28 protein-coding genes are annotated in these 26,184 nt (G+C 62.2%); 19 read left to right on the forward strand and 9 right to left on the reverse strand.

Annotated features, from left to right (window positions below; all coding sequences use genetic code 11):
- Positions 1–94: 94 nt before the first annotated feature.
- Positions 95–409, reverse strand: a complete 315-nt coding sequence (locus METLI_RS09470; RefSeq protein WP_004039837.1) for a transcription factor S — start codon at positions 407–409, stop codon at positions 95–97.
- Positions 410–535: 126 nt separating this feature from the next.
- On the opposite strand from METLI_RS09470, the gene artA reads away from it, so the two are divergent.
- Entirely contained in the window at positions 536–1,342 is an 807-nt protein-coding gene (artA, locus tag METLI_RS09475; RefSeq protein ID WP_004039839.1) for an archaeosortase A, read from the forward strand.
- Here the strand turns inward: artA and METLI_RS09480 are convergent.
- Complete coding sequence (locus METLI_RS09480) at positions 1,314–1,946, reverse strand: CDP-alcohol phosphatidyltransferase family protein (protein ID WP_004039840.1); 633 nt, start codon at positions 1,944–1,946, stop codon at positions 1,314–1,316. The two genes, artA and METLI_RS09480, sit on opposite strands and share 29 nt — an antisense overlap.
- 102 nt (positions 1,947–2,048) lie before the next feature.
- Between METLI_RS09480 and METLI_RS09485 the strand changes: the two genes are divergently transcribed.
- Together METLI_RS09485 and sppA are read left to right on the forward strand one after the other, a co-directional pair.
- Entirely contained in the window at positions 2,049–2,732 is a 684-nt protein-coding gene (locus METLI_RS09485; protein WP_048103772.1) for a dihydrofolate reductase family protein, read from the forward strand.
- Between the two features lie 3 nt (positions 2,733–2,735).
- The gene (gene sppA / locus METLI_RS09490; RefSeq protein WP_004039843.1) at positions 2,736–3,521 is read left to right on the forward strand and encodes a signal peptide peptidase SppA; all 786 of its coding nucleotides are present in this window, start codon (positions 2,736–2,738) and stop codon (positions 3,519–3,521) included.
- Here the strand turns inward: sppA and truD are convergent.
- The gene (truD, locus tag METLI_RS09495) at positions 3,518–4,789 is read right to left on the reverse strand and encodes a tRNA pseudouridine(13) synthase TruD (protein ID WP_004039845.1); all 1,272 of its coding nucleotides are present in this window, start codon (positions 4,787–4,789) and stop codon (positions 3,518–3,520) included. The genes sppA and truD overlap by 4 nt on opposite strands.
- Positions 4,786–5,148, reverse strand: coding sequence for a peptidyl-tRNA hydrolase Pth2 (gene pth2 / locus METLI_RS09500; protein ID WP_004039847.1), 363 nt, complete (start codon positions 5,146–5,148; stop codon positions 4,786–4,788). Before pth2 ends, truD begins: the two co-directional genes overlap by 4 nt.
- An 83-nt stretch (positions 5,149–5,231) precedes the next feature.
- On the opposite strand from pth2, the gene METLI_RS09505 reads away from it, so the two are divergent.
- From METLI_RS09505 to METLI_RS09550, 10 genes are all read left to right on the forward strand, one after another.
- Positions 5,232–6,389: a geranylgeranyl reductase family protein gene (locus tag METLI_RS09505; protein WP_004039849.1), complete on the forward strand. Its 1,158-nt coding sequence runs from the start codon at positions 5,232–5,234 to the stop codon at positions 6,387–6,389.
- A 53-nt stretch (positions 6,390–6,442) separates the two neighbouring features.
- Complete coding sequence (gene cbiM, locus METLI_RS09510; RefSeq protein WP_004039851.1) at positions 6,443–7,081, forward strand: cobalt transporter CbiM; 639 nt, start codon at positions 6,443–6,445, stop codon at positions 7,079–7,081.
- Positions 7,078–7,413, forward strand: coding sequence for a PDGLE domain-containing protein (locus METLI_RS09515; RefSeq protein WP_004039853.1), 336 nt, complete (start codon positions 7,078–7,080; stop codon positions 7,411–7,413). The genes cbiM and METLI_RS09515 overlap by 4 nt, the downstream gene beginning before the upstream one ends.
- 32 nt (positions 7,414–7,445) lie before the next feature.
- Positions 7,446–8,279: an ATP-binding cassette domain-containing protein gene (locus tag METLI_RS09520; RefSeq protein WP_004039855.1), complete on the forward strand. Its 834-nt coding sequence runs from the start codon at positions 7,446–7,448 to the stop codon at positions 8,277–8,279.
- Positions 8,276–9,088: a cobalt ECF transporter T component CbiQ gene (gene cbiQ / locus METLI_RS09525; protein ID WP_004039857.1), complete on the forward strand. Its 813-nt coding sequence runs from the start codon at positions 8,276–8,278 to the stop codon at positions 9,086–9,088. Before METLI_RS09520 ends, cbiQ begins: the two co-directional genes overlap by 4 nt.
- A gap of 47 nt (positions 9,089–9,135) precedes the next feature.
- On the forward strand, positions 9,136–9,444 hold the full coding sequence (locus METLI_RS09530; RefSeq protein ID WP_048103774.1) for a hypothetical protein: 309 nt from the start codon (positions 9,136–9,138) through the stop codon (positions 9,442–9,444).
- A gap of 96 nt (positions 9,445–9,540) precedes the next feature.
- Positions 9,541–11,535, forward strand: a complete 1,995-nt coding sequence (locus METLI_RS09535; protein WP_004039860.1) for a DNA topoisomerase subunit B — start codon at positions 9,541–9,543, stop codon at positions 11,533–11,535.
- Positions 11,525–13,972 (forward strand): DNA gyrase subunit A, encoded by a 2,448-nt coding sequence (gene gyrA, locus METLI_RS09540; RefSeq protein WP_004039862.1) that lies wholly within the window; start codon positions 11,525–11,527, stop codon positions 13,970–13,972. Before METLI_RS09535 ends, gyrA begins: the two co-directional genes overlap by 11 nt.
- A 44-nt stretch (positions 13,973–14,016) precedes the next feature.
- Entirely contained in the window at positions 14,017–15,126 is a 1,110-nt protein-coding gene (locus METLI_RS09545; RefSeq protein ID WP_004039864.1) for a DUF362 domain-containing protein, read from the forward strand.
- A 224-nt stretch (positions 15,127–15,350) separates the two neighbouring features.
- Positions 15,351–15,908: a manganese efflux pump MntP gene (locus tag METLI_RS09550; RefSeq protein WP_004039866.1), complete on the forward strand. Its 558-nt coding sequence runs from the start codon at positions 15,351–15,353 to the stop codon at positions 15,906–15,908.
- On the opposite strand, the gene msrA is transcribed toward METLI_RS09550, so the two are convergent.
- Positions 15,901–16,386 carry a peptide-methionine (S)-S-oxide reductase MsrA gene (gene msrA / locus METLI_RS09555; RefSeq protein ID WP_004039868.1) on the reverse strand — a complete coding sequence of 162 codons (486 nt, stop codon included), beginning with the start codon at positions 16,384–16,386 and terminating at the stop codon, positions 15,901–15,903. The two genes, METLI_RS09550 and msrA, sit on opposite strands and share 8 nt — an antisense overlap.
- Positions 16,387–16,442: 56 nt before the next feature.
- On the opposite strand from msrA, the gene nfi reads away from it, so the two are divergent.
- The 4 genes from nfi to METLI_RS09575 all read left to right on the forward strand — a co-directional run bounded on the left by nfi (position 16,443) and on the right by METLI_RS09575 (position 20,880).
- Positions 16,443–17,105: a deoxyribonuclease V gene (nfi, locus tag METLI_RS09560; protein ID WP_004039870.1), complete on the forward strand. Its 663-nt coding sequence runs from the start codon at positions 16,443–16,445 to the stop codon at positions 17,103–17,105.
- 37 nt (positions 17,106–17,142) lie between these two features.
- Positions 17,143–19,746, forward strand: a complete 2,604-nt coding sequence (locus METLI_RS09565; RefSeq protein WP_004039872.1) for a heavy metal translocating P-type ATPase — start codon at positions 17,143–17,145, stop codon at positions 19,744–19,746.
- Positions 19,747–19,900: 154 nt separating this feature from the next.
- Complete coding sequence (locus METLI_RS09570) at positions 19,901–20,416, forward strand: pyruvoyl-dependent arginine decarboxylase (protein ID WP_004039874.1); 516 nt, start codon at positions 19,901–19,903, stop codon at positions 20,414–20,416.
- Between the two features lie 2 nt (positions 20,417–20,418).
- Entirely contained in the window at positions 20,419–20,880 is a 462-nt protein-coding gene (locus METLI_RS09575; RefSeq protein ID WP_004039876.1) for a hypothetical protein, read from the forward strand.
- Here the strand turns inward: METLI_RS09575 and proS are convergent.
- The 3 genes from proS to METLI_RS09590 are packed head-to-tail and all read right to left on the reverse strand — an operon-like array spanning position 20,874 to position 23,724.
- A complete protein-coding gene (proS, locus tag METLI_RS09580) occupies positions 20,874–22,310 on the reverse strand; it encodes a proline--tRNA ligase (RefSeq protein WP_004039877.1) in 1,437 nt (478 codons plus the stop codon). The two genes, METLI_RS09575 and proS, sit on opposite strands and share 7 nt — an antisense overlap.
- Before the next feature lie 9 nt (positions 22,311–22,319).
- Positions 22,320–22,886, reverse strand: a complete 567-nt coding sequence (locus tag METLI_RS09585) for a stage II sporulation protein M (RefSeq protein WP_004039888.1) — start codon at positions 22,884–22,886, stop codon at positions 22,320–22,322.
- Positions 22,879–23,724: a DUF63 family protein gene (locus tag METLI_RS09590; protein WP_004039890.1), complete on the reverse strand. Its 846-nt coding sequence runs from the start codon at positions 23,722–23,724 to the stop codon at positions 22,879–22,881. Before METLI_RS09590 ends, METLI_RS09585 begins: the two co-directional genes overlap by 8 nt.
- 11 nt (positions 23,725–23,735) lie before the next feature.
- On the opposite strand from METLI_RS09590, the gene METLI_RS09595 reads away from it, so the two are divergent.
- Entirely contained in the window at positions 23,736–24,815 is a 1,080-nt protein-coding gene (locus tag METLI_RS09595; RefSeq protein ID WP_004039892.1) for an NAD(P)-dependent glycerol-1-phosphate dehydrogenase, read from the forward strand.
- A 5-nt stretch (positions 24,816–24,820) separates the two neighbouring features.
- On the forward strand, positions 24,821–25,273 hold the full coding sequence (locus METLI_RS09600) for a UPF0179 family protein (RefSeq protein ID WP_004039894.1): 453 nt from the start codon (positions 24,821–24,823) through the stop codon (positions 25,271–25,273).
- Here METLI_RS09600 and METLI_RS09605 read toward each other — a convergent pair whose 3' ends face one another.
- The gene (locus tag METLI_RS09605; RefSeq protein WP_004039896.1) at positions 25,274–26,161 is read right to left on the reverse strand and encodes an ADP-ribosylglycohydrolase family protein; all 888 of its coding nucleotides are present in this window, start codon (positions 26,159–26,161) and stop codon (positions 25,274–25,276) included.
- Positions 26,162–26,184 lie beyond the last annotated feature (23 nt).

The following is a 26,184-nucleotide window of genomic DNA, read 5'->3' on the forward strand; positions in this document are numbered from 1 at the left end:
AAATGTCAGAGATGCCCACACGCACATGCGAAGATCCCGAAAAACGCCGGAAGTGGGTCCCGAACCCCTCTCCCGTAAAAAAGGTATCTGGCTCTTAATCGTATTCTCGCCAGGTGTGCCCGCACCCGGTGCACCTGAAAAATCGCACCTCAGACTCATCGGCGCTCCGCAGCTGCCTGAGCCACCAGAAGGCAAGGTTGTTCTCGCATTTGGGGCACCTGACCGTGATCGTCGGGAGCGTGTTCACCTTGTCGTCGTCATCGACAATGGTGATCTCCTTGGGCGTGATGGTCGTGGTGATCCTGAGATCCTCCTCCTTCTCGATCGCCTGAATGCAACCGCACCTGCGGCACTTCAACTGCCCTCCCGACGAGATCATCAGACTGTTGCATTGTGGACAGAACATCATCTGTTATGCGTTGGTATGCATGCAAGATTAAGCCTTGTATCACAGACAATATCAGCAGATCTTCTGGATTTATGGATTATGCCATGGTGAGAACGCTTTTTACCCGAAGCGAAAGAGTACTTAGTGATGGAAGAATTTTTCATCTTCGCAGCGCTCGCCTCATTCGTCGCCTTTCTCCTCCCGTGGCGGCACCGCACCCTTGCCGGCATTGCGGGGTGGGCTTGCATGGCTCTCTATCTCTTCGCCGAACTGCCGTACTACTTCTCGGTCAACAATTTCTTCTACCCCACCCTCGCTCTCCTCTCCGTTCCCTTCGTCTGGGTTACGGCGAAACGCCTCGGTGCGGGTGACAGAAATGTCCTGTACCTCACCAGAGCGGCGGCGGTGGCCTCCCTCATATACATCCCCTTCGGCTACACGGTCCTCGGCGACTGGCTGATCGGCATCGTCGTCGGGCAGATCGGGTGGTGGCTCGCCGCCCTCGGCGTGAACTACGCCATGGTCGACTGGAACATGTTTGCGAGAAACGGCTTTCGGATAGAGATCATCCTCGCCTGCACCGGCATCCAGAGCATGGCGATCATGCTCGGCGTTGCGGCCGCCGTGCCGACCGACCTGCGGCAGAAGGTCCTCTCCTTCCTCCTCATCGTGCCGGTGATCTATGTCCTCAACATCTTCAGGAACGTTTACGTGATCCTCGCATACACCGGCCAGTGGTACCAGTTCCTCCCGGAGATCGCAAGCAACGGCGAATACGGCTACGAGAGTTTCTTCTGGGCCCACAACGTGCTCTGCGAACTCGGAGCGCTCGTCGCCCTCGTGGTCATCGCATATCTCCTCTTCCTGGTCATCCCAGACCTTGGAAAAATGGTCGACGCCCTCTACCAGACCTACCGGGACGAGTTCAGGAGAGCGATCTCGAAAGGTAGATGATCCGCTGGATCGCCGAGAGGTTTGAACAGACAGCGATGATAATCACGGCAACTCCTGCATAACCGGTCGCTGCCCCCAGGATCAGCACGATCAGGGTTTCGGGTCGGCCGAAAAAGCCGACGCCCTCAAGGGGGTCGTGGATCTTCCCGCCGACCCGATCGGAAAAGCCGACTTCGGCATAGACCACCGGTTTGATGAAGGTGTTCATCATCGAGCCGAAGATGGCGACGGCGACGACCGCCCAGTCTGCCGCCGGCGGCAGGGGCGCAAACCCGCTGACAATCGCCACCCCTGAGAGCCCCACGCCGAGCAGGGCAAGGGCATCGACGTACTTATCGAAGACCCAGTCGATCACCGCCCCGAACTGCGTCTGGCAGCACTTCTTCCGGGCCACCGTACCGTCCACCAGGTCGAGGACGGCCGAGATCAGGAGAAGAAACGCTCCCGCAAGAAAATAGCGTTCGGCAAAGGCGAGGGCGCAGAGCACCCCGAAAAACAGGGAGAGATAGGAGATCTGGTTGGGACTGAAGCCTGCCCTGACAAAAAAATTTGCAACAGGCTCGAGTTTCGAGATGAGCCTCGGCCTCAGCGCCGTAATATTCATACCATAATCAAGGAACGCCCAACGGCATTAAGGATTGCTTTGCCCACCCAGACCCGGCACCGTTCCCATTTTAAATTCCCGGGATAATGTATGACTGGGACTATGTCAGATCCATCGATACGGCCACATGTGCTGATGATGTCGGAGATTACCGTCGACGGGAAACTCACCCTGAAACGGGGGGCATCCAGCAAGATCCTCATGAAACATATGGCGCATGAGACCGAGATCCTCCTCCATAAGACCCGGGCAGAATGCGACGCCATCATGGTCGGGTCCACCACCATCGCAATTGACAACTCGTTTCTCACCGTCCGGCTCGTCCCCGGCAAAAGCCCGCTCCGCGTGATCCCCTCGAGCATGGCAGAGATCCCGCTGGACGCCAACGTCCTCGGGCCCGACGCGCCGACGGTGATCGCCGTCTCAGAGCGCGCCCCCGGGATGCGCGTCGAGGCCCTCCGTGCAAAGGGAGCGGACGTCGTGGTCTGCGGAACAGAGCGCGTCGACCTGCCCGCGCTGATGAAAATTCTCAGGGAGGACTACGGCGTGAAAAAGATGATGATCGAGGGCGGGCCGACCCTCAACTGGCACATGCTCAAACACGGTCTCGTCGACGAGATACGTCTCATTCACCTCCCCTTCATCGTCGGCGGCGAGGACACTCCCTCCCTCGTCGGCGGCATGCACATCGATTCCGAGGACGAGATGATCCGCCTCACCCTCCTGCGCCACTACCTCTGCGGAGACAATCTGGTGACGGAATACGCCGTCTGTTACGGGGAGTGAAGAATGGCAGGGCTGCTGGAGAGGATAGAGCGGGCACAGAGGCGCCGGCGGCTTGAGAGGAAGCTGCTCTATGGCTGCGTCGCCGGGCTCATCCTGATCGCAGCGCTCGCCGCAGTGTACTTTTTTGCACCAGAAACCATGGAGGACGTCGCCGTTGTCAGGGTGGAAGGGGAGATCCTGACCGGCGACTTTTCGAACGGAGCGTATGTCGGGAGCGAGTACGTGGGTCGTACTATCAGGGAGGCCGCTGAAAACCCGCTGATCACGGCGATCGTGCTCAGGATCGACAGTCCCGGGGGGAGCCCTGCAGCGGCGCAGGAGATTGTCCGCGACCTTGAATATGCCCGCGAACGCAAACCGGTAGTCGCCTCTATGGGCGACCTCGCCGCCTCGGCCGCCTACCTGATCGCCGCTCACACCGACCGGATCTACCTCTCGCCAGACACCATGACCGGGAGCATCGGCGTGATCTGGCTCTTTACGGACGAAAGCAGGTGGATGAAAAACGAGGGAAAGGAGGTAGAAGTGGTAAAGTCAGGGGAGCAGAAGGACATGACATCCCCATACCGCCCCCTGACCGATGCCGAGCGGGCATATGCGCAGGAGATCGTGGACGCCAGCTTCGAGGACTTCATCAACGACGTGATCGCTCAGCGCCCGGTCGAACGCTCAGAGATCGCCAACGCCCGGTTGATCAGGGGCGAGGAGGCGATCGCGATCGGGCTTGCCGACGAGGTGGGCAACCTCTTCGACGCCATCAGGGGTGCCAGAGCCCTCGCCTCGTCCTAGATCATCGCCCGCGGATCGGCCTTCATGAACTCCCGGCAGACGGTCGTCGCATAATGGCCTGGCGGGAGGGTAAAGGCGAGGCTGACGTCCGTCTCCAGGACGCCCGATTGTATCTCTGATTTTACGGCGATCGGACGGAGAGCGCCGTTATATCGCAGACCGACAAAATCAGCAGCACGTTTGAAGTCTTCAGCGGTGATCCCGTCCTCTTCAAGGATCATTGCCATACGTTCATCGCTTTTTCCCTCGATGCGGGCGCCCTCGGATCCCGGTATGAAAACGGCGATCGCGCAGCGGCCGCGGCTGAGGTGAACCGAGACGAGGCGCCGGTTCGTCTCCGTGACAAGGTCTTCTCGACCGTTTTCAAAGAGGAGACGATCGCCGGAGACGGGATCGTCGAGCCCGACGCCGTCGGCAAGGCGCATCGAGAGCACCCGATTGAAGAGCCACGACTGGTAGGCCGAGACGAACATGGAGAGGAGTTTTGGGGGGAGGTTTTTCAGGGCGCCCGCGTGGTCTTCTGGCGCTTCGGCAAGCCGCGAGAGGAGCGAGCGTTCGAAGCCGAGGTGGCGCGGGAGGGCGGCGATCGCTGCCTTTGCGTCCAGAGTCTCGCGATACTCGGTCCGTATCCTCCTGACCTCCTCGTCCTCGTCAGGGCAGGCGAGGGCGACATAGGTCATCACCGCCGCCTCATAGTCGCCCTGCAAAATATGCCTGCCGACAAGGTGGGTGACCGGTCTGACGACCCCGAAGCGCTGGAGCCCGAAGTAGTTCGGAAACCCGACCGCAGCGGCAGCGGTGCAGGCGGCGACGGTCGCCGCGGTATCGGCGGCGGTGCAGTCGCGGATCGTGATCGCAAACCGGTTGCCCTCGAGCAACCCGAGAGAGAGGGGGTGCTGGTTGCGGCCGACCGGCCTGACGACGATATCCTTGATCCTGAGCTCCTCGACCGCTGCCTCCTCCACGCCATAGATAGAGATGTACTGCGAGGTGACGGCGTTTTTGTCCTTGGTGCCGGCCCATGCGATCCGTCGGTGGGAGATGCCGAGAGCGGAGGCGATCGTCTTCATGGCGTGCTGGTGCTCCCAGTTCCGCTTTTGGAGGCGACAGATAAGGTATGGCCCGGACCCTGAGGGTTCCTGCAGAGGGATCTCCTCGACGGCGAAGTCTTCAGGGCTCTTCCGCAGCACGCCGCCGGTGCCCGGGGTGTCGGTGATGTACCACCCGATGCCGAGCGCCTCTTCAAGGGGGTAGGGGGTCGGGATCATAAGAGCTGGAGTCCGCCGGTGATCCGGTCGAGTTCTTCGCTCCGCGCCGGCCCGAGCCCGACTGCCGTAACCGTGCCCGGCGGGATCTCGGTGAGGCCGGCGTCCTGGATCAGGGTGCAGGGGATGCCGGCCATCTCGGCAATCGTCTTCAACTCAAAGAGGGCCCGTTCCCCGGCGGCCTTCAGCACGACTTTCTTCTGCCCCTCTGAAAGCCATGCCTTCTTCGCCTCCTTCCCCGCGTTCTCATAGGCCCCGATGGCGGCGTGGGCCACCTGCGCGCATTTCTTGCCGCAGCTCATCTTCACGTCGCTCCTGATCACGAGGCACTGTTTCCACTTAAAATCGGGCTCTCCGCTCATCCCTATCCTGTTGGTGCGGCGCGGCAAAGAAGCCACTCGTCATCGGGAGATTGAAGTAGGACGGCGAGATCATATCTGGGAAGATGTACGACGTTGCGGTGGTCGGGGCGGGACCGGCAGGGAGCGCGGCGGCCGAGGCATGCGCCAGGGCCGGGCTCTCCACCCTCTGCATAGAGGAGCACGCGGCGCCCGGTCTCCCGGTCCAGTGCGCCGGTCTCCTCTCGACAAACGCCTTCCTGGAATGCAGGGTCTCGGAGCGCTCGGTCCTGAACCGGGTGCGGGGCGCCCGCGTCATATCGGCCTCAGGAGCGGAACTCTCGTTCGATGCCGGGACGACAAAGGGCTATGTCGTCGACCGCGCCGCCCTCGATGCGGAGATGGTCAGGGCGGCGGCCGCGGCCGGTGCCGAGTTCTGGATGAAGACCGCCGTGATCGGGATTGAAGGGGGGCGACTCATCACCAGGGGTGTGAACGGGCGTCAGGAGGTGGCCGCGCGCCTGGTGATCGCCGCCGACGGCCCCAGGAGCGGAGTCGCCCGGATGCTCGGGATCGCCCGCGCGCCCGTCTATCTCTCAGGGATCCAGGCCGAGGTGCCTCTGGAGCGGGAGAGTCACCTCGTCGAGATCCACCCGAACGCCGCCCCGCAGTTCTTCGCCTGGGTGATCCCGGCAGGGGAGGGGCGGGCGCGGGTCGGGATGTGCGGGACGGCGAACGTACACGAGGACTTCTGCCGATTTGTAAAACCCTATCTCTCGAGTGTTACCCACCTCGTCACCGGCACCATCCCGCTCGGCATGATGCCGCAGACCTACGGGCGCCGCACCCTCTTCGTCGGGGACGCCGCGGGCATGGCAAAGCCCACCTCAGGCGGGGGCGTCTACACCGGCGTGCGCGCGGCGCGCCACGCGGCGGCAGTCGCCGTCTCCTGCTGCGAATCGGACGACTTCTCGGACAATGCGCTCGCCGATTACGAACGGCGCTGGAAGGAGGATTTCGGCCGGGAACTCGCACAGGGGATGAGGTTTTTCCGGTTCAGGCAGGAGATCGCACCCGCACAGGTCGACCGCCTCATCGCCGTGATGGCCGACCCCGAGATCACCGACCTGATCGTCCGCTATGGCGACATGGACCGGCCCGACGCCCTGATCCGCCGCCTTCTCACAAAAAAGAAGATTCTTATGTCGTTCGGCATCATGGCCGCCCCGGCAGTGCGCGCTTTTTTGAAAGAAGTGCTGATGTGAGTGAATCAGTAATACCTATATGGTATGAAGTATTACTGAGAACATGACCACACATGCACATTCCTGATGCGTTCATTCCGATCGGGCAGAGCGCCATCTACTGGCTCATCGCCCTTGTCTTCATCGTAATGGCACTGAAGTGGGCCAGAAACGAGCTCGACGAAGAAAAAATTCCCCTCGTCGCCGTCCTTGCAGCCGGCATCTTTGCCATCCAGGCGTTCAACCTCCCGGTCGGCATGGGCACGAGCGGCCACCTCGTCGGCGGTGCGCTCGCCGCGATCCTGCTGGGATCTCCCTATGCCGCCGTTTTCATCCTCACCCTCGTCCTCCTCGTCCAGGGGATCGTCTTCGGCGACGGCGGGATCACGACGATGGGAACGAACATCATCAACATGGGCGTCATCGGCGGTTTTGTCGGCTACTACACCTTCACGGGACTTTGGAGCGCCGTCAAAAACACCTACATCGCAGCGGCCGTCGCCGCCTGGTTCGCCTGCCTCATCCCGGCACTTGCTGCCGCGGTGGAGATGTGGATCGCCGGCACCTTCCCCCTCGTGCCCGGCCTCATCGCCATGGGTACCTACCATGCGGCGATCGGGGTCATCGAAGCGGTGATCACGGCCGGCGCGATCTACCTGATCGTCGCTGCACGTCCTGACCTGATGAAAACCTCTGCGGGGGCGGCAGCATGATCGAGACAAAGCAGTTCGTCGCCATCGGAATGGTCCTCGCCCTTCTCATCGGCGTTACCGCCGTCTTCCTCGCCTCGGGCGACCCGGACGGCCTGGAATCCAGCGCACTCGTGGTGCAGGACGCAAAGAGCCTCACCGGCCCGTCCCCCGAGGACGGCGACGCCGAGGCGATCGGTGCGGGCACCTTCGAATACGAGGCGCCCATGCCCGATTACTCGATGGGCGAGAGCGGCGGCAAGGTCGGCGAAATCGTTGCCGTCGTCCTGGGCACCGTCCTTGCGCTCCTTATCGTCTTCGGTGTTGGCAGGGCGGTTGCCGCTTCAAAACACTGACTCTATATTCTTTTTTAGCGTACCACACGACAATGCACATCATCGAGACCCGCAACCTCACCTACGCCTACCCCAACCGGCCCCCGGCACTCAACGGCGTGAACTTCATCGCCGGCAGGAAGGCGCGGATCGCCGTCATCGGGGCGAACGGTGCGGGCAAGAGCACCCTTTTCAAACACTTAAACGGTATTTTGAAGCCGACGTCAGGCGAGGTGCTCATCCACGGCGAGCCGATCACAAAGGCAAACCTCAGGGAGGTGCGCAAGATGATCGGCATCGTCTTCCAGAACCCGGACGACCAGGTCTTCTCCCCGACGGTGGAGCAGGACATCGCCTTCGGGCCGGCAAACCTGGGGCTCGACGAAGAGACGGTGCACCATCGGGTCGAGAGCGCCATGCGTCTCCTCGCCCTTGACGACCTGCGCACGCGCCCGCCCCACCATCTCTCGGGCGGAGAGAAGAAACGGGTGGCAATCGCCGGCATCCTTGCGATGGAGCCGCAGGTGCTCGTCCTCGACGAACCGACTGCAGGGCTCGACCCGCAGGGCGTCACCGACCTTATCGGTTTTGTCAATACCCTGCCAGAACGGTTCGGCATGACGGTGATCTTCTCCACCCACCACCTCGATCTCGTCCCTGAACTGGCCGACTACGTCTATGTGATGGACCGCGGCGCGGTCGCCGCACAGGGGCCGGTGCCGGCGATCTTCTCGCAGCCGGATCTGCTGGCGCGCACCCGTCTCGACGTTCCGGTGCTCCAGCGGCTGATGCGCTCGCTGCGCGAGGCCGGCGTCCCGCTTGGCGAGGGCTATACCTACGAAGAGGTCGAGGCGGCTTTCAGGGAGGCATACCGGGGCCGGCCATGATCGAAGATCTCTTCGCCATCGAGCAGTCGGCACAGGGCACGAGCCGGGTCCATCGCTGCGATGCACGGGTGAAGATCCTGGTCACCCTCGCCGTGATTATAACGGTCGTCGCCTTTCCGTACACGACCGCGGTCTATCGCCTCGGCGCCGCAATTATGCTCTTCTTCGCCGTCCTCTGGGCGGCGTCCGGCCTCTCCCCGACCATCTACCTCAAACACTTCCTCCTGATCCTCCCGTTTGGCTTTTTCCTGATCTTCTTCCAGATATTCTTCGAAAACCCGCATTATACGGCGTTCCACCCGCTGTTCGCTCTCCCCTTCGGCATCGCCGTCTATGCCGAGTCGGTGGAGTTCGCCTCCATCCTGGCGGTGAAATTTCTCGCCTGCATCTCCTTCATCATCCTCCTCTCCTCGACGACAACGATGCAGGGGATGCTCGAGGGCGCCGGGCGCCTGGGCATGCCACCCGAGTTTACCCTCGTCCTCGGGATGATGGTCCGCTATCTCTTCCTCTTTGCACGGATCTACCTGCGGGTGAAGGCTTCTCTTGAGACGAGATGCTTCGACGCCTTCGACCGTTCCCTGCCGTACCGCTACCGGCTGCAGACACTCGCCTACACCATCGGAACAATCTTCCTCCGCTCCTTCGAGCAGGGGGAGCGGACCTATACGAGTATGCGCTGCCGCGGATACGGGAAGGACTCGCACCTCTTCATCAGGAAAAAGCCGCTGCTCAGGTCGGAATGGGTGTTTCTTGCCACAAGCCTCACACTCGTCCCGGCGGCGGCGGTGGCGGCATGGCTCCTGTGAGATCGGACACTGATACCTTTTTTACCGGGGAGGACAACTTCCCATCCATGGAGAGCAAATTCGGGAGAGGTTTTGTGATCCCTCTGGTGGCGCTCAGCAAGCATTTCGCCCTCCCGCCCGAGCAGGCGTTTTACGGCGCTGCCGATCATCTCGACGAACTGATCCTCCCGGCGCAGTTCGCGGGCACCCGGATCGAGAGCCTTGTCGAGCAGCTCAGGAAAAAAGTGATCTGGCACCAGCCCGGCAGCATGGACCGGGAGACCGCAGTCGAGGTCAGGGCGATCCTCCAGAAACTCCTCGTGGAAGTGGACCTGGCCTTCGGGATCGCGGACCCGCAGATCGGAACATATGACTGACAATCTGAAAAATTGAGTACCTTAAAGAGGGTTCACGACCAATACATAGTGTGAATCCACGAGTTTCGCGTCCCTTATTTTTAACGGAGGTCAGGCATGAGTTCAACCTATGACGCCTCCCACATCACCGTATTAAAGGGCCTCCAGCCGGTGCGCGAGCGTCCTGCCATGTATATCGGGAGCACCGATACGCGGGGCCTCCACCATCTGGTCTACGAGGTGGTCGACAACTCCATCGACGAGGCGCTTGCAGGTTTCTGCAATCAGATCAGTGTCTCCATCGGCACCGACGGTTCGTGCACCGTCGTGGACAACGGCCGGGGCATCCCGGTCGATACGATGAAGAACGGCAAAAGCGCCCTTGAAGTGGTGCTCACCGTCCTCCATGCCGGCGGCAAGTTCGATAAGAACACCTATCAGGTCTCAGGCGGCCTGCACGGCGTCGGTGTCTCGGTCGTCAACGCCCTTTCGAAGATGCTGCGCGCCACCGTTCACCGCGACGGCAGGGTCTATGAGATCACCTTCTCCCGCGGCACGGTAACCGAACAGATCCACTCCAGAAAGGAGAGCCTTGACGAGATGAAAGCCCGGTACGTCCGGACATATGGCGCGGAAGGGGACTGGGAAGGGATCGAGGAGCGCGACGCGTTCCTCGAACATTTCGGGGAACGCCTCTCCGGAACAACGATTTCGTTCGTCCCGGACGAGACGATCTTCGAGACCGTCACCTTCGACTACGATGTCCTCGCCCACCGGATGCGGGAGCTCGCATTCCTGAACTCCGGACTCTCGATCTCGATCAGGGACGAGCGTTCGGGCGACGAGGACCATTACTGCTATGAGGGCGGGATCGCCGAGTTCGTCAGGCACCTCAACGAGAGTGCCGAGAAGATCCACGAAAACATCATCTCCTTCGACCGGAAGGACGAAGAGAACCGGACCGAGGTGGAGGTCGCCTTCCAGTACACGAACACCTTCAAGGAGCAGGTGTACACCTTTGTCAACTCCGTGAACACTCGCGAGGGCGGGACGCACCTCGAGGGGTTCAGGAGCGCGATCACGCGGGCGATCAACAACTCGGCGAAGAAGGGCAACCTGCTCAAAAACGGCGCCTCGGTCAGGGGCGACGACGTCAGGGAGGGACTCAACGCCGTCATCTCCATAAAGATTGCAAACCCTCAGTTCGAGGGGCAGACAAAGATGCGCCTCGGCAACTCTGCCGTCAGGGGCATCGTCGATTCCCTGGTATACTCCTCCCTCACCGAGTTTTTCGAGGAGAACCCGAAGACCCTCCAGGCGATCGTGGGCAAGGCCCTTCTCGCCGCACGGGCCCGCGAGGCGGCACAGAGCGCGCGGGACCTCGCCCGCCGGAAGAGCACCCTGGAAAGCGGCGGTCTGCCCGGCAAACTTGCCGACTGCTCAGAGCGCGACCCCGCAAAGAGCGAGGTGTATATTGTGGAGGGCGACTCTGCAGGCGGTTCGGCGAAACAGGGGCGCGACCGAAGGTTCCAGGCGATCCTGCCCCTCAGGGGTAAGATCCTCAACGTGGAGAAGGCTTCCCCGCACAAGATCCTCAAAAATGCCGAGATCCAGGCGCTCATCTCCGCGATCGGCACCGGCGTCGGCGAGCACTTCGACGCCTCCCGGGCGCGGTATCACCGGATCATCCTGATGACCGATGCCGATGTGGACGGGGCGCACATCACGACGCTCCTTCTGACATTCTTCTTCAGGTACATGCCCGAACTCATCGAGCACGGCTACATCTACATTGCCCAGCCCCCTCTCTTCAGGGTGGCGCGGGGCAAGAAGGAGGAGTACGCCTACCGCGAGGAGGACATGAAAGAGATCATGGCCGCCATGGGCGATAAGGGCGTCTCAGTCCAGCGCTACAAGGGTCTTGGCGAGATGAACGCCGGGCAGCTCTGGGAGACGACGATGGATCCGGCGCACCGGGTGCTCAAACAGGTGCGGATCGAGGACGCCATCTATGCGAACGAGATCTTTGAAAAACTGATGGGAGACGACGTGGAACCCAGAAAGGAATTTATCCGGAGACATGCGCAGGAGGTGAAGAACCTTGACATCTGAGGAGAAGCCCGAACGCCGTTCCGTCATCCAGGTCACTGTCGAGAACGAGATGAAGTCCTCGTACATCGACTATGCGATGTCGGTGATCATCGGCCGGGCGATCCCGGACGTCCGCGACGGCCTCAAGCCGGTCCACCGCCGCATCCTCTACGGGATGTGGGAGATGGGCATCACCCACGACAAACCGACGAAGAAGAGCGCAAGTATCGTCGGTCACGTGATGGGCAAATATCACCCCCACGGCGACGCCTCCATCTACGACACCCTTGTCAAGATGGCGCAGCCGTTCAGTTACCGCTACATGCCGGTAGAGGGGCAGGGAAACTTCGGCTCCATCGACGGTGATTCCGCTGCGGCGATGCGGTACACGGAGGCCCGCCTCAACCCCCTCGCCGAGGCGGTCCTCGAGGATATCGAGAAAGAAACGGTCGATTTCATCCCGAACTTCGACGAATCGACGAAAGAGCCGACGGTGCTCCCTGCAAAAGTGCCAAACCTCCTCATCAACGGGTCGTCGGGGATCGCCGTGGGCATGGCGACGAATATGCCGCCGCACAACCTCGGCGAGGTCTGCGACGCCCTCTGCGCCTATATCGATAACCCCTCGATCGGCGTCGAGGACCTGATGCAGCACATCCCGGCCCCTGACTTCCCGACCGGCGGGATGATCATGGGCACGGCCGGGGTGCGCGAGGCCTATCTCACCGGCCGCGGCAAGGTGATCATGAGAGGTGTCGCCGAGATCGAGGAGGAGGGGCGGACCCCCCGCATCATCATATCGGAGATCCCCTACCAGGTGAACAAGGCAAACCTCGTCGAGCAGATCGCCACCCTCGTGCGGGAAAAAAGGATCGAAGGGATCTCTGACCTCCGCGACGAGTCGGACAAGGACGGGATCAGGGTGGTCGTCGAGTTGAAGCGCGACGCCATGCCGCAGGTTGTCCTGAACCAGATCTACAAGCACACGCCCCTCGAAAGCACCTTCGGGATCAACAACCTCGCTATCGTGGACGGAAAGCCCCTGACCCTCAGTCTCCCGCAGATCATGGAGCATTTCCTCGACCACCGGATCGAGGTCGTGCGCAGGCGGTCCCAGTTCGAGCTGCGCAAGGCGCAGGAGAGGGTGCACATCCTCAACGGGCTGATCCTCGCCCTGCAGAGCATCGACGACGTGGTCGCCGCCATCAGGGCATCTCAGAGCGCCGAAGAAGCGAGAGAGACCCTTATCGCACGCTTCGGCCTCGACGAGGTGCAGGCGAATGCCATACTCCAGATGCAGCTCCGCCGCCTCGCGGCCCTCGAACAGCAGAAGATCACAGACGAGCGTACCGGGCTGCAGAAGGAGATCGAGCGGCTGCAGGAGATCCTTTCCACGCGTGAGACTATCGTCCGGGAGATCAGATCCGACATTGTCGGGCTCAGGGAGCAGTTCGGCGACGAGCGGCGGACGCAGATCGTCCCGGCAGCCGGGGAGATCTGTAAAGAGGATCTCATCGAGGACAAACCAGTTCTGGTCTCGCTGACGGCGACGAATTACATCAAGCGGATGCCGCTCGAAGCCTATCGGATGCAACACCGCGGCGGGAAGGGCGTCATCGGGATGGCGACAAAGGAGGACGACGTCGTTTCTGACGTCTTTGTGGCAAGCACCCACGATTACCTCCTCTGCTTCACCAACAAAGGGCGTATCTACTGGATGAAAGTCTACGACATCCCGGAGAGCAGCCGGACGGCGAAGGGCAAGGCGATCGTCAACCTGCTCAACCTCAATGACGAACTGGTGAGCGCCGTCATTCCCCTGCGGAAGTTCGATACCGGCGAGTACCTCTTCTTTGCGACGAAGGAGGGGATGGTCGTGAAGATCCCGGTCGAGGAGTTCTCCCGCCCGCGGCCGAGCGGGATCCTTGCGATCAAACTGAAGGAGGGCGACGAGTTGATGGACGTGAAACTCACCGACGGATCGACTGAAGTGCTCCTGACGACCTGGAAGGGCCAGAGCCTCCGCTTCTCCGAGGAGGCCGTTCGCCCGCTCCACCGCAACTCGCAGGGGGTGATCGGGATCAGGATGCGCGGCGGCGACCATCTGGTCTCCTTAAGCCTGGTCTCAAAGGACCATCTGCTCACGATCACCGCCGGGGGAATGGGGAAGCGGACAGAATTCGACGAGTTCCGCGGCCACGGACGGGGGACGATGGGCGTGAGGAACATCCAGCCGGCCTACGGCGACGGCGTGGTGGCGGCAAAGGCCGTTTCAGACGACGACGAGATCATCCTGATGAGCACCGCAGGAAACGTGATCAGGATGACGGTAGGCGGGATCTCGATCCAGAAGCGCGGCACCCGGGGTGTGCGGCTGATGAAGATGGACGAGGGCGACCGGGTCGTCGGTTTCGCGGCGATCAACCCGGACGACGAGATTGAGACGCCCGATCTCTGACCGCCACCTTTTTTTCTGCCTTCACCGAGAAAGAGTGGAGGAGCATGAGATCCAGCGTGTACTTTACAGGGGCCGCCGTGGGGAGCGATCGGAAAAATACTCTCGATAAGATCAACGCTCTCTTTGAGGCGGCGGGGCTTGGGGCCTGCATCAGGGAAGGAGATCTGACGGCGGTGAAACTCCATTTCGGGGAGTGGGGCAACGACACGTATATCAGCCCGGTCTGGGTGCGTGAGGTCGTCGAACGGATCAGGGCGGCCGGCGGCAACCCTTTTCTCACCGACACCGCCACCCTGTACTCTGGGGCGCGCCACAACGCCGTGGACCACCTGAGAACGGCGATACGCCACGGTTTCGGCTTCGAGGTGACCGGAGCGCCGATCCTCATCGCCGACGGTCTGACCTCAGGGAACTGGCGGAAGGTTGGGATCGCCGGAGAGCGGTTCGATCAAGTGAAGATCGCAGGCGACATCCTCGATGCCGGGAGCATGATCGTCCTCTCCCACGTGAAAGGGCACGGCATGGCCGGGTTCGGCGGGGCAATCAAGAACCTGGCTATGGGATGCGCCCCGGCGGCCGGGAAAAAGGAGCAGCACCAGGGGCTCCTCCCGGTCATCGACCAGAAGGTCTGCGCGGGCTGCGGGGGGTGTGCGGGCGTCTGCCCGACAGGAGCGCTGGAGGAGACCGCGGGGGGCGTCGGGCTGAAGGCGTCCAGGTGCATCGGCTGCGGGGAGTGCATGACCGTCTGCCCGACCGGGGCGATCGATTTCAACTGGGCCGAAGGGGTGGCGCCCTTTATGGAGATGATGGCCGAGTACGCCCTCGGCGCCGTCGCCGGGAAGGAGGGGCGAGTGGGATACCTGAACTTCCTGGTGAACATCACGCCTGACTGCGACTGCTGCCCCTGGAGCGACGGCCGGATTGTGCCGGACATCGGGATCCTGGCATCCACCGATCCGGTGGCGATCGACGCCGCCAGCTTCGATCTGGTCAACGCTCAGCAGGGGATCGCCGGGAGCCGCCTCCTCTGCAACCACGCTCCGGGCGAGGACAAGTTCAGGGGGGTCGCCCCGTACACCGACGGGACGATCCAGATCCGGCACGGCGAGCGGATCGGGCTCGGCAGGACGGCGTATGAACTGATAGAGATTTGAGGGGATCCTTTTTCCGCCTGCTCCCTCCCCCTGACTCTCGCAGAGGCATGGACAAACAGCACCATCTCCACATCGGTTGAGAGTCAGACAATCCCCTTTCAGAGGTTTGATTCTATCGGAGGCACCGGGTTACGCATAGGGTGTGGAGGTGTCACCGCCACAGGCAGCGCGGGTGACCTATCCGAGCGTTTCATCAGCGCTCCCGGCCAACACGAGAGGGATCTATGGATACCTTCACCGTAATCCTCCTCTCCGTCGGCCTTGCCATGGACGCCGCCGCCGTTTCCATCGCCGGCGGGGTCACCGTCAGGGAGGGGCGGGCCCGGACGGCCATCACCCTCGCCATCCTTTTCGGAGTGTTTCAGACCGGCATGACCATAGCGGGGTGGTATGGCGGCTCCCTCTTCAGCGGCTACATCGAGGGGTTCGACCACTGGATCGCCTTCCTCCTCCTCGCTGTCATCGGCGGAAAAATGCTCCACGAGGGATTGAAGGGCGAGGACGGCGCGGCGATCCCCTTCGACCGCGTCCCGGTGCTGCTCATGCTCGGGGTCGCCACCTCCATCGACGCCCTCGCCGTCGGGCTCTCCCTTGCGCTCCTGGGATCAGAGATCCTGGGGCCGGCAATCGTCATCGGGATCGTCACCGCCGCCCTCTCACTCCTCGGCTTCTGGATCGGCACCGCCTTCGGCGACAGGAACCGCGACCGGGCTGCGATCCTCGGCGGGATCATCCTGATCCTGATCGGCATCAGGATCCTCGCCGAACACCTCCTCACCTGATCCGGCGGCTGCCCTGTTTTTCAAGGTAGCGCTGGTGGTACTCCTCGGCCCGGTAGAAGGGGCCGGCGGGAGAGATCACCGTTGCGATCGGTCGGCTGTACCACCCCGAATGCTGCCGCCGTTCGAGGGAGGCGAGGGCCTCGGAGTGCTGTTCGGTCGACGTCGTGAAGATCGCCGATCTATACTGGGTCCCCACGTCCGGCCCCTGTCGGTCTCTCGTCGTCGGGTCGTGGATATCCCAGAAGACCTCCAGAAGGGAGGCATAAGAGACCACCAGCGGGTCGAATACCACCGCCACCGTCTCGGCGTGCCCGGTCGCACCGGTGCAGACCTCTCCGTAGGTCGGGTTCTCTGTCGTACCTCCCATATACCCGACTGCCGTATCCACCACGCCCGGCACCTCCCGAAAAGCCGCCTCGACCCCCCAGAAGCACCCCGCTGCAAAGTACGCGGTCTCACGCCCCGTCTCCCTGACCATACCCCCCCTCTTGTCGCCGGAGAGATATATCTTCCCGGACGTCCCCACCGGGATCGATGCTCCCTCCCACATATCCCGAGGCGGCCATCGCCCTGCAGGAGGAGATCAGCCGCCTCGTCGTCACCGAGGGCGATCCCTATCCCTCGCTCGTCGCCGGCCTCGACGCCGCCTATGCACGGGACGGACGGACCGTCTTCGGTGCTGCAGCTCTCCTCGTATTTCCGTCGCTCGAATTCGTCGAGGGGGCATGGGCAGCGTGCGAGATCGCCTTCCCGTACATCCCCGGCCTCTTCGCCTTCAGGGAGGGGCCGGCACTCATCGAGGCGCTCGGTCGCCTCGCGCACACTCCAGACCTCCTGATCGTCGACGGCCACGGCATCGCTCACCCGCGGCGGTGCGGGATCGCCTCTCACATCGGTGTTGTGACCGGTATCCCCTCGATCGGGGTGGCAAAACACCTCCTCTGCGGGGCAGCAGCGGAGCCCGGCAGTGAGCGCGGATCAGCGGCGCCGGTGACCGAGGGCGGGGCGACGATCGGCTGCGCCGTGCGGACAGTGACCGGGGTCCACCCGGTCTATGTCTCCGTTGGCCACCGCGTCGGGCTTGTTGAAGCGGTACGTCTGGTGCTCGCACTCTCCGACGGCTACCGCCTGCCTGCGCCGATCCGGGCCGCCCACGCCCTCGCCAACCGGGTGCGGGAGAGAGGAGACGGCCTCTGAGGAGCTTTTATATCGAGAGACCCACAGATGGGCAGGTATGAGCGGCGAAGACGGGGAAACGGACGAAACGACGCGGAAAGAAACCCTGAAAGTTTCGGGGATGCACTGCGCCACCTGCGCCGTCACCCTTGAGAAGGCCCTGAAAAATGTTGAAGGGGTGAAGAGCGCCTCGGTGAACCTGGGAGCCGAGCAGGCGGCGGTGGAGTACGACCCCGCCCGCGTCTCGGCGGCCAGCCTCCAGCAGGCCGTCACCGGGGCCGGATACGGGGTGATCACCGGAACGGCCGTCCTGAAAGTAGGGGGCATGATGTGCGCCACCTGCGTCCGGACGGTCGAGGCGGCCCTGGAGAGCCTTCCAGGCGTCTTCACGGCCACCGTGAACCTGGGATCGGAGCGCGCCTACGTCACCTACAACCCTGACGCCGTCACCGTGGCAGAGATGGCGAAGGCGATCGAGGAGGCGGGTTACCAGTATATCGGCACCGAAGAGGAGGAAACCGGGGAGATTGAGCGGAAGGCGCGTGAGGCCGACCTGAACGACAAACGCTGGCGGATCGCCATCGGCGCCGTCGCCTCCGCGGTCCTGATGGGGATCATGTGGACCGCACCGCCGCTCCCCTTCGATATGGCCTACCTCATGCTCGTCATCGCCGCCCCGGCCTTCGCCTACCTTTCGTGGCCGATCTTTCTCGCCGCCTGGCGGGCCCTGCGGAACCGGACCCTGAACATGGACGTGATGTACTCGATGGGCATCGGGGTCGCCTTCGCCGCATCGGTCCTGGGCACCTTCGGCATCGTCCTCACCCAAGAATACCTCTTCTACGAGACAGCGGTGATGCTTGCCACCTTCCTCACCCTCGGCCGCTACCTCGAGGCAAGGGCAAAGGGGCGAACGGGCGAGGCGATCGCCGCCCTGATCCGCCTCAGGCCAAAGACCGCCACCGTCCTCGTCGACGGGAAGGAGGAAAAACGGCCGATCGACGAGGTGCTGCCCGGCGACACCGTGCTCGTCAGGTCAGGCGAGCGCGTCCCGGTCGACGGCACAGTCAACCGCGGCGAGAGCTACGTGGACGAGTCGATGATCACCGGCGAACCCCTCCCGGTCAGGAAAGAGGCAGGCGAGGGAGTCGTGGGCGGAACCATCAACGGCGACGGCGTGCTCGAGGTTGCGGCCACACGGGTCGGCCGGGACACGGTGCTCGCCCAGATCATCAGGCTCGTCGAGGAGGCACAGGGAACAAAACCCCCGGTCCAGCGGATCGCAGACACGGCGGTGGCATACTTCATCCCGGCCGTGCTCTCCATCGCCGCGGCCGCCTTTCTCTTCTGGTACCTCGTTGCCGGGGCCACCCTGCTCTTCGCCCTCTCCACCCTGATCTCGGTCCTCGTCGTCGCCTGCCCGTGTGCCCTCGGCCTCGCCACCCCGACGGCGATCACTGTCGGTGTCGGCAGGGGCGCAGAACTCGGCATCCTGATCAAGAGCGGCGAGGCGCTGGAAGCAGCTGAACGCCTTGATACAGTCGCCTTCGACAAGACCGGCACCCTGACGGAGGGGAAGCCCCGGGTGACCGACATCGTCGGGCTCGCCCTCACGGCAGAGGAGAGCCTCGCCCTCGCCGCCGGTGCCGAACAGAACTCGAACCACCCGGTAGCGCGGGCTATCGTCGCCAGGGCACAGGAGCAGGGTATTTCGATCCCCGCAACCGACACCTTCGAGACAATCCGGGGTAAGGGGGTGCTCGCCACCGTCGGCGGCCGCCTGATCGCTCTCGGCAACCGGGCGATGCTCGCGGACGTGAACATCGTCCTCGATGAAGGGGCCGAGGCTGCGGTCGTCCACCTCGAAGAGGAGGGCAAGACCGTTGCCATCCTCGTCGCCGACAGTGTGGTCGCCGGCATCATCGCCGTCGCCGACACCCTCAAGCCCACGGCGATGGCGGCAGTCGCAGGGCTGAAGGAGATGGGGCTCTCTGTTGCGATGATCACCGGAGACAATCCCGGGACCGCCAGGGCGATCGCCGGGATGATCGGGATCGACCGCGTCTTTGCCGGGGTGCTCCCCGACGTCAAAGCCGCCGAGATCAGGGCGTTTCAGGAGGAAGGCCGGAGGGTCGCCTTCGTCGGGGATGGGATCAACGACGCCCCGGCCCTTGCGCAGGCCGACCTCGGGATCGCCATCGGCGGCGGGACCGACGTCGCTATCGAGAGCGGCGGCGTGGTCCTGGTCAGGGACGACCTCACCGACGTCCCGGCAGCGATCCAGCTTGCGCAGAAAGTGATTGGACGGGTCAAAATCAACCTCTTCTGGGCGTTCGCCTACAATGCTGCCCTCATACCGGTGGCGGCGGGGGTGCTCTACCCGACCTTCGGGATCACCTTCAGGCCCGAACTCGCCGGCCTCGCCATGGCGGCAAGTTCGGTCACCGTTGTCACTCTCTCCCTCCTGCTCAAAGGATATATACCAAAAGCAAAAAGAGAGAGGACGGAGGTATCGAAGATGGAGACTGACCCGGTCTGCAAGATGAAGGTCGACCCGAAGACGGCGAAGTTCACAACAGATTACAAAGGAAAGACCTACTACTTCTGTGCACCCGGCTGCAAGAAGGAGTTCGAGAAGGACCCGGAAAAATACCTTGGATAACCCGGCATTTTTTCCGGATCCTTCCAGGCGACAATGCAGGCCGGTAGAAAATATCCCTTATAATCCCCTATATCCCAAAATCTCCCCATTATTCTGCGAAGATATATACTTTTAAGTATGGGGGGGACAAATAAAAAAGTGATTTATTCCACAGGTGAGAGAGAGGTTGACCAGAATATTTGTTCCAAAACGGGTGTTTTTTACCTGCGGCGTGGGGAGGGATTCGGAATATCTCGGTTCATTCGAGATGGCACTCAGAACGGCAAAGATCGAGTGCTACAATCTCGTGACCGTTAGTTCCATCCTGCCCCCGAAATGCCGGATCATCCCGCGTGAGGAAGGTCTTGCCGACCTCGATCCAGGGAGCATCGTATTTACAGTAATGTCAAGGATCTCCTCCAACGAGTCGCACCGCCGGATATCGGCATCCATCGGGGTCGCAATCCCGGAGTCCATGGAGGAGCAGTGGGGCTACTTCGCCGAGCACCACGCCTTCGGCGACGGGAAAGAGAAGGCAGGAAAGTATGCCGAAGACCTTGCGTACCGGATGTACCAGAGTATCACCGACAAAACACCAGAAAAGACGCTCAACATCACTGAAAGCGCAATCGTAGATGAAGACGGCCACTGGACTACGGTCCTTGCCGCCGCCATCTTTCTCATGGAGTAATTATGACGTCACGTACACGTGCGCACCACACCACCTGCCCATACTGCAACGAAGAGGTTTATCTTGAGGAGCTGATCGGGGGTAAATGCCCGCTCTGCGGCAGCACCCTCGAGGAGCCCGAGGACGAGTGCCTTGAGGTCGATGACGGCCTCGAGCGCTCAGACCTCTCGTGGCTCATCTGCCATTACTTCCTCTTCAAAAAAATGGACGAACTCGGTGCCAACCCCCTCCAGATCATGGAGGTGATCTCCCGTCTCGACAGAGAAGGCGCATTCGAGGAGGAGAACGAAGAGCACGTGTCCTTTGAACTGGAAGTGCCGTTCAGCCGCCTTGAGAGGATCCTGCCAAAGCGGTGCAGCTGCTGCGGCCGGTCGTTTTTCAGGGGCGGAAAAAAAGTATTTGCCGGGGAGAGCGGGCAGGCGGGTTACGCCATCTCGTACCGCTGCCCCCTCTGTTCTCAGTAAGTCCGTGCAATAACCGTCGAGGTGCCGGGGCGCCCGCAGACGATGCAGGCCCCCTCACTCTTTCCGATATGAGCGTTGCGCACTTCTGTTCCGAGCACACTCGCATTCGTCTCTTTTTCGATTGCTTCTGCACAGGCCTCGTCGCCGCACCAGTTGACGACGGCGATCCCGGTCTTCGTCGCCTCGACCGCCGCATCCACGCTCTCCGCCTGAACGATCCTGGAGGTGAGAGACGCTTCGGCCTGTTCGCGCAACCGCCCTGCAAACGCTGCCAGGACTGACGGGATCTCTCCGGCAAGACCGGCGCGCAAGAGCGTCATCTTCTCACCGTCCCGGGTAGCGGCGACGACGGTGCCGGCCGCAAGGTCTCTCGGGCCGACCTCGATGCGCAGGGGCACACCCCGCATCTCCCAGTGGTAATACTTCGCCCCCGGCCGCAGTTCGCGGTCGTCGACCTTCACCCGGAGACCGGTCGCCTCAAGTTCGGCCTTGAGCGCCTCTGCAGCCGCCCTGACCTCCTCGGCCTGCTTTTTCATGATGATCGGGATGATCACAACCTGCACCGGCGCCACTTTCGGCGGGAGCACCAGACCGCGGTCATCGCCGTGGACACCGATCGCCGCTGCAATGCAGCGTTCCGAGATCCCGTAACAGGTCTGGGAGACAAACTGCTGTTCCCCTGTGGCGTCCTCGTAGGTGATGTTGAAGGTTTTTGAGAAATGGGTGCCGAGATGGTGGGCGGTGCCCACCTGCAGGGTGCGGCCGTCAGGCATCAGGGCGTCGACGGCCATCGTATAGTCGGCGCCGGGGAACTTATCCCAGTCCGGACGGCGGGATATGATCACCGGGATGCAGAGGTCGTCGTAGAACTGCGTATAGAGGGAGAGAGCGGTCTCAACCTGTGCCGCTGCCTCGTCCCAGGTTGCATGGGCAGTGTGGGCCTCCTTGAAGGAGGTGATCTCGCGGAGACGGATGAGCGGGCGCGTGTGCTTCGTCTCGTACCTGAAGGTGTTGACGATCTGGTAGATCTTGATCGGCAGGTCGGCGTGAGAGCGCACCCAGAGGGCGAACATCGGATACATGGCGGTCTCGCTCGTCGGCCGCAGGGCGAGCGGGACGTCGAGTTCGGTGAGGCCGCCATGGGTGACCCAGTAGACCTCCTCCTCAAACCCCTTGATGTGCTCGGCCTCTTTCATGAACTCGGTCTTCGGGATGAGGAGGGGAAACAGGGTCTCATCGTGGCCGGATCCATCGAGCAGGCCGCGGAGGATCGTATAGGTGTGCCGTCGCAACCCGAACCCGAAGGGAAACCAGACATACAGCCCCTTCACCGGGTAGCGGACGTCCATGATCTCGGCGCGCCAGAGCACGTCATTATACCAGGCTGAAAAATCGGATTTTGGGGGGAGTGAACCGCTCTCGTCTTCCATTGGGGTACCTCAGACCACTATCTGTAGGAGCGCGGGCGTAATAAATGCCTCTACAACAGCCGCTGCGGCGAGAAGCGGGACGACAGTGCGGAGAAAGAACCCACCAAGACGGGCTGCTTCGGCAGCGGCGTCACCGGCACCGGATATATCGGCAAGGAGAGAGCGGGCGAGGGCGAGTCCCAGGGCCGCCGCAATGAACAGGGCCGGAAGCTCGAAGATCCCGTGGGGAATGAGCCCGACGGCAAGCCCGATCGGGCCGAGGCGTTCTGCGATCTCGCCGGCAAAGACCCCGATGATCAGGCCGTTCGAGAGGAGGATGAACAGCGTCAGGAGGCCGAAGGTCGCCCCGCCCAGGAAGAGAAGAAGGCAGGCCTGCAGGTTGTTCAGGAAGATCTTCAGAGCGAGCATCCCGGGGGAGTCTCCCAGGATATCAGCAAAGACACCGTTTTTGACCACCTCGATCAGCTGGTCGGCCACCGGATCGCCGGAGAGGAGAACGGCATAGCCGGCGGCGATCCCGAGGAGGAAGACGCCGACCGAGACGACGAGGTAGGTGCCGAACTCCCGCCTAGACATAGATAACCATCCGCATCATGTCCCGGACGCCCGGCGCCATGCCAACGACAATCATGGCAAGGAGGACCAGATGCCAGAAGGCGACATTCCCCTCCTTCCGGTAGAGTTCGAGCACATAGATCGCCGGGACGATCACGGCGAGTTTCAGCGGGAACATGGAAAAAGCCGTCCCGCTCCACTCGATCAGGGCCGAACCCACCACATGCTGCTCCACGTAGTGGAGGGAGTGAAGGTCGATGCCGAACGAGGTGGCAGAGGCGTCAAAGAGGTGGCCGACGATCAGCAGGAGATAGAGAGGATCGCTGACGTACTCCCAGCCGAGGACATAGCGGAGAAACGCAAAAACCGCCGCCGAGGAGACTGCGGCCATCGCCGGTATGGCAAGGAGCACGACCAGATCGACGCGGGTGTTTGCGGCGCCCCAGAGGATGAGGAGAACGAAGAAGGCAGCCGAAAGGGCAACCCCGATCAGCCCGTATGTCCGGGAATACTCGCGGACGACCCCCTTCACTTCGAGGAGGCGGGAGAGGAAGAGGGCGCCGACGGTGATGAAAAAGACGACGAAGAAGATGATCGGGGTGATCAGCAGGATGCGAAGGTCGGAAGCGATCATGCCGGTATCCTCGACGACCCGCAGGAGCCCGCCCAGGATGACAAAGGGGATTGTCGCCAGGACAAAGTCGCGGTCGATCTCGATCCCGAAACGTCTGAGACCGCGGTAGACGAGATAGACCGAGAGGATCAGGATGAGAGCGTAGGTGAGCGTATCGACGATCGTATACGGCTGACCGTACATGATCGGATCAATGTAATATTTGTAGAGGAACTCCCTAATCATCAGTGATCTCAATGGGTGGAGCGAGTATAAAAGTGCTCAGGGAGAAGGTCTTTGACAAGTCCAGATGGATGCAGCTCCCGCGAGACGTCATCATCGGACACAACGTCCTCGGCGAGATCCCCTCGGTCTGCCGTGACTTAAACCTCGGCTCCCGTGCCCTCCTCATCGCCGGCGAGCACACGATGGGGATCGCCGGGGAGCGGATCGCCGCCCTCCTCGGCGAGACCTGCGAGGTCGAGACCTGTGTCACCCATGGCAATTCCCTCGAAGAGATTGCTGCCGTCGAAAAGGCCGGGGCTTCTGCCGATTTCATGGTCGGCGTCGGCGGTGGGCGGGTGATCGACACCGCAAAGATCGTCTCGTACAACCTCGACCGTCAGTTCATCTCCGTGCCGACGGCGGCGGCGCACGACGGCGTCGCCTCGTCGCGGGCGACCGTTCCCTCGCCTGAAGGGAACGTATCACTCAGCGCCCACCCCCCGATCGCCGTCGTCGCCGATACCGGGATCATCGCCGCCGCACCCAGGCGTCTGCTCGCATCGGGCTGCGCCGACATCATCTCCAACTACACCGCGATCCAGGACTGGGAACTTGCCCACCGCCTGAGAGGCGAGCCGCTCTCCGAGTATGCGATGGCGCTCTCGAAGATGACCGCTGAGATTACGGTCAAAAATGCCGCCGTCATCAGCGCCCACACCGAAGAGAGCGCATGGATGGTGATGAAGGCCCTTGTCTCCTCGGGCGTCGCCATGAGCATCGCTGGTTCCTCGCGGCCGGCAAGCGGGGGGGAGCACAAGTTCTCCCACGCCCTTGACCGGATCGCACCGGGGCAGGCGCTCCACGGCGAGCAGTGCGGCCTTGGAGCGATCATCACGATGTACCTGCATGGCGGGGACTGGCGCTGGATCCGCGACTCCCTCAAAAAGATCGGCGCCCCGACCACACCGGCAGGCCTCGGCATTTCGGACGAAACCGCAGTCGAGGCGCTGCTTGCGGCACCCTCCATCAGGCCGGAACGCTTCACCATCCTTGATATGGGACTGTCCCGGGAGAGGGCCGAGGCGATCGTCAGAATGCTGTATGAGGAGTGAGTAACATGGCAGAGCAAAAACCCAAAGTAACCCTGATCGGGAGATGTCTTGCAGAAATGGGACTGGAATTCGTCTATGAAGGCGATGCGCAGGAGTGCAAAACCTGCAAACTCCTGAAGGTCTGCCATAACCTCCAGCCAGGGAAGAAGTATCAGGTCGTGGGCATCAGGAAGAACACCGATCAGGGGTGTCCCGTTCACCTGGGCGGCATCTGCGCCGTCGAGGTGATCGAGGCCCCGGTCGTCACCCTCATCCCGGCCGACCGCGCCATTCTCAACTCGCGCATCCATTACGAGTCGCCCTGCACCAGGACCGACTGCCGGAGTTATGCTCTCTGCCATCCGGACGGCATCATCGACGGCGAGAAATATATGGTCGCCAGAGTCCTCGGCAACGCCCCGGAGATCTGCGAGAAGGGCAGGACGCTGAAGCTCGTCGAGCTGCGGCCGGTAGCCTGATCAGACGCGATCGGCCGCAGCCCAGAGCCGGTGCGCCACGGCGAGCACCTGGCCGGTGTGCCTGAAGTCCACGAGCCAGCGGTGGGGGATGGCGACGAGGCCGTAATGGGCCCCGGCAAGGGCCCCGGCAATCGCACCGACCGTATCGGCATCCCCGCCCAGGTTGACAGCCCGGACAAGGGTCTGTTCGAAGGTCTCCGAACCCATGAAGACGGCAAGCGCGCAGTGGGTGGAGAGGACGGCGTCGAGAGAGGGCTCGAGCGGCCAGGCATGGAAGTCGCCGAACCGCTCGATAACCTCGTCACTCTCACAGGAGTCAAGGGCACGGCAGAACGCCTGCATTTTCGAGGTGCCCCGACACATTTCAGAGATCATCCGGTTCACAAATACCGAACACTCCCCTGCGATGCAGTCATAATGGGTAAGGGCCGAGCAGGCGAGGCTGGTCTCGCGCACTGCAGGCGGGGAATAGAAAATACCGATTGGCGGGCCACGCATCACACTTCCATTTGTTCTGCTCCCCTTGTTATGGATATGAGCGATCCTTGCCGCCTCATCAGGCCGCACGCCCTCGCGGATGAGAGAGAAGACCATCCGTGAGGTCGGCCCATAGTATGCGGGCTCCTGTTCAAAGCCGGCAATAAGGCGAGATACGAAGTCTTCCGGGGAAAAGCCCCTGCAATGGACGAGCGATCGGGCGAGCCCCATGGCCTGCAGGGTGTCGTCGGTGTATTCGCCCCTGGAAACAGCGTGGATTCCGCCGCTCTGCATTTTTGTTACCTTTTTTTCCGGCGGGGGCAGCCCTTCGAGGGGCGCACCCAGAGCGTCCCCCACAGCAAGCCCAAGGAGCGTACCGGCAGCCTGAGCGAAGTGCGATATAAAGATCACCAATAAGGTATATCAATCGGGGA

It is taken from the genome of Methanofollis liminatans DSM 4140, from assembly GCF_000275865.1.
Classification (GTDB): Archaea; Halobacteriota; Methanomicrobia; order Methanomicrobiales; family Methanofollaceae; genus Methanofollis; species Methanofollis liminatans.

Excerpts from the sequence above, each read along its gene's own strand:
- METLI_RS09470 (WP_004039837.1), bottom strand. The coding sequence starts at position 409 with ATGATGTTCTGTCCACAATGCAACAGTCTGATGATCTCGTCGGGAGGG.
- artA (WP_004039839.1), top strand. The coding sequence starts at position 536 with ATGGAAGAATTTTTCATCTTCGCAGCGCTCGCCTCATTCGTCGCCTTT.
- METLI_RS09480 (WP_004039840.1), bottom strand. The coding sequence starts at position 1,946 with ATGAATATTACGGCGCTGAGGCCGAGGCTCATCTCGAAACTCGAGCCT.
- METLI_RS09485 (WP_048103772.1), top strand. The coding sequence starts at position 2,049 with ATGTCAGATCCATCGATACGGCCACATGTGCTGATGATGTCGGAGATT.
- sppA (WP_004039843.1), top strand. The coding sequence starts at position 2,736 with ATGGCAGGGCTGCTGGAGAGGATAGAGCGGGCACAGAGGCGCCGGCGG.
- truD (WP_004039845.1), bottom strand. The coding sequence starts at position 4,789 with ATGATCCCGACCCCCTACCCCCTTGAAGAGGCGCTCGGCATCGGGTGG.
- pth2 (WP_004039847.1), bottom strand. The coding sequence starts at position 5,148 with ATGAGCGGAGAGCCCGATTTTAAGTGGAAACAGTGCCTCGTGATCAGG.
- METLI_RS09505 (WP_004039849.1), top strand. The coding sequence starts at position 5,232 with ATGTACGACGTTGCGGTGGTCGGGGCGGGACCGGCAGGGAGCGCGGCG.
- cbiM (WP_004039851.1), top strand. The coding sequence starts at position 6,443 with ATGCACATTCCTGATGCGTTCATTCCGATCGGGCAGAGCGCCATCTAC.
- METLI_RS09515 (WP_004039853.1), top strand. The coding sequence starts at position 7,078 with ATGATCGAGACAAAGCAGTTCGTCGCCATCGGAATGGTCCTCGCCCTT.
- METLI_RS09520 (WP_004039855.1), top strand. The coding sequence starts at position 7,446 with ATGCACATCATCGAGACCCGCAACCTCACCTACGCCTACCCCAACCGG.
- cbiQ (WP_004039857.1), top strand. The coding sequence starts at position 8,276 with ATGATCGAAGATCTCTTCGCCATCGAGCAGTCGGCACAGGGCACGAGC.
- METLI_RS09530 (WP_048103774.1), top strand. The coding sequence starts at position 9,136 with ATGGAGAGCAAATTCGGGAGAGGTTTTGTGATCCCTCTGGTGGCGCTC.
- METLI_RS09535 (WP_004039860.1), top strand. The coding sequence starts at position 9,541 with ATGAGTTCAACCTATGACGCCTCCCACATCACCGTATTAAAGGGCCTC.
- METLI_RS09545 (WP_004039864.1), top strand. The coding sequence starts at position 14,017 with ATGAGATCCAGCGTGTACTTTACAGGGGCCGCCGTGGGGAGCGATCGG.
- METLI_RS09550 (WP_004039866.1), top strand. The coding sequence starts at position 15,351 with ATGGATACCTTCACCGTAATCCTCCTCTCCGTCGGCCTTGCCATGGAC.
- msrA (WP_004039868.1), bottom strand. The coding sequence starts at position 16,386 with ATGGTCAGGGAGACGGGGCGTGAGACCGCGTACTTTGCAGCGGGGTGC.
- nfi (WP_004039870.1), top strand. The coding sequence starts at position 16,443 with ATGCTCCCTCCCACATATCCCGAGGCGGCCATCGCCCTGCAGGAGGAG.
- METLI_RS09565 (WP_004039872.1), top strand. The coding sequence starts at position 17,143 with ATGAGCGGCGAAGACGGGGAAACGGACGAAACGACGCGGAAAGAAACC.
- METLI_RS09575 (WP_004039876.1), top strand. The coding sequence starts at position 20,419 with ATGACGTCACGTACACGTGCGCACCACACCACCTGCCCATACTGCAAC.
- proS (WP_004039877.1), bottom strand. The coding sequence starts at position 22,310 with ATGGAAGACGAGAGCGGTTCACTCCCCCCAAAATCCGATTTTTCAGCC.
- METLI_RS09585 (WP_004039888.1), bottom strand. The coding sequence starts at position 22,886 with ATGTCTAGGCGGGAGTTCGGCACCTACCTCGTCGTCTCGGTCGGCGTC.
- METLI_RS09590 (WP_004039890.1), bottom strand. The coding sequence starts at position 23,724 with ATGATTAGGGAGTTCCTCTACAAATATTACATTGATCCGATCATGTAC.
- METLI_RS09595 (WP_004039892.1), top strand. The coding sequence starts at position 23,736 with ATGGGTGGAGCGAGTATAAAAGTGCTCAGGGAGAAGGTCTTTGACAAG.
- METLI_RS09600 (WP_004039894.1), top strand. The coding sequence starts at position 24,821 with ATGGCAGAGCAAAAACCCAAAGTAACCCTGATCGGGAGATGTCTTGCA.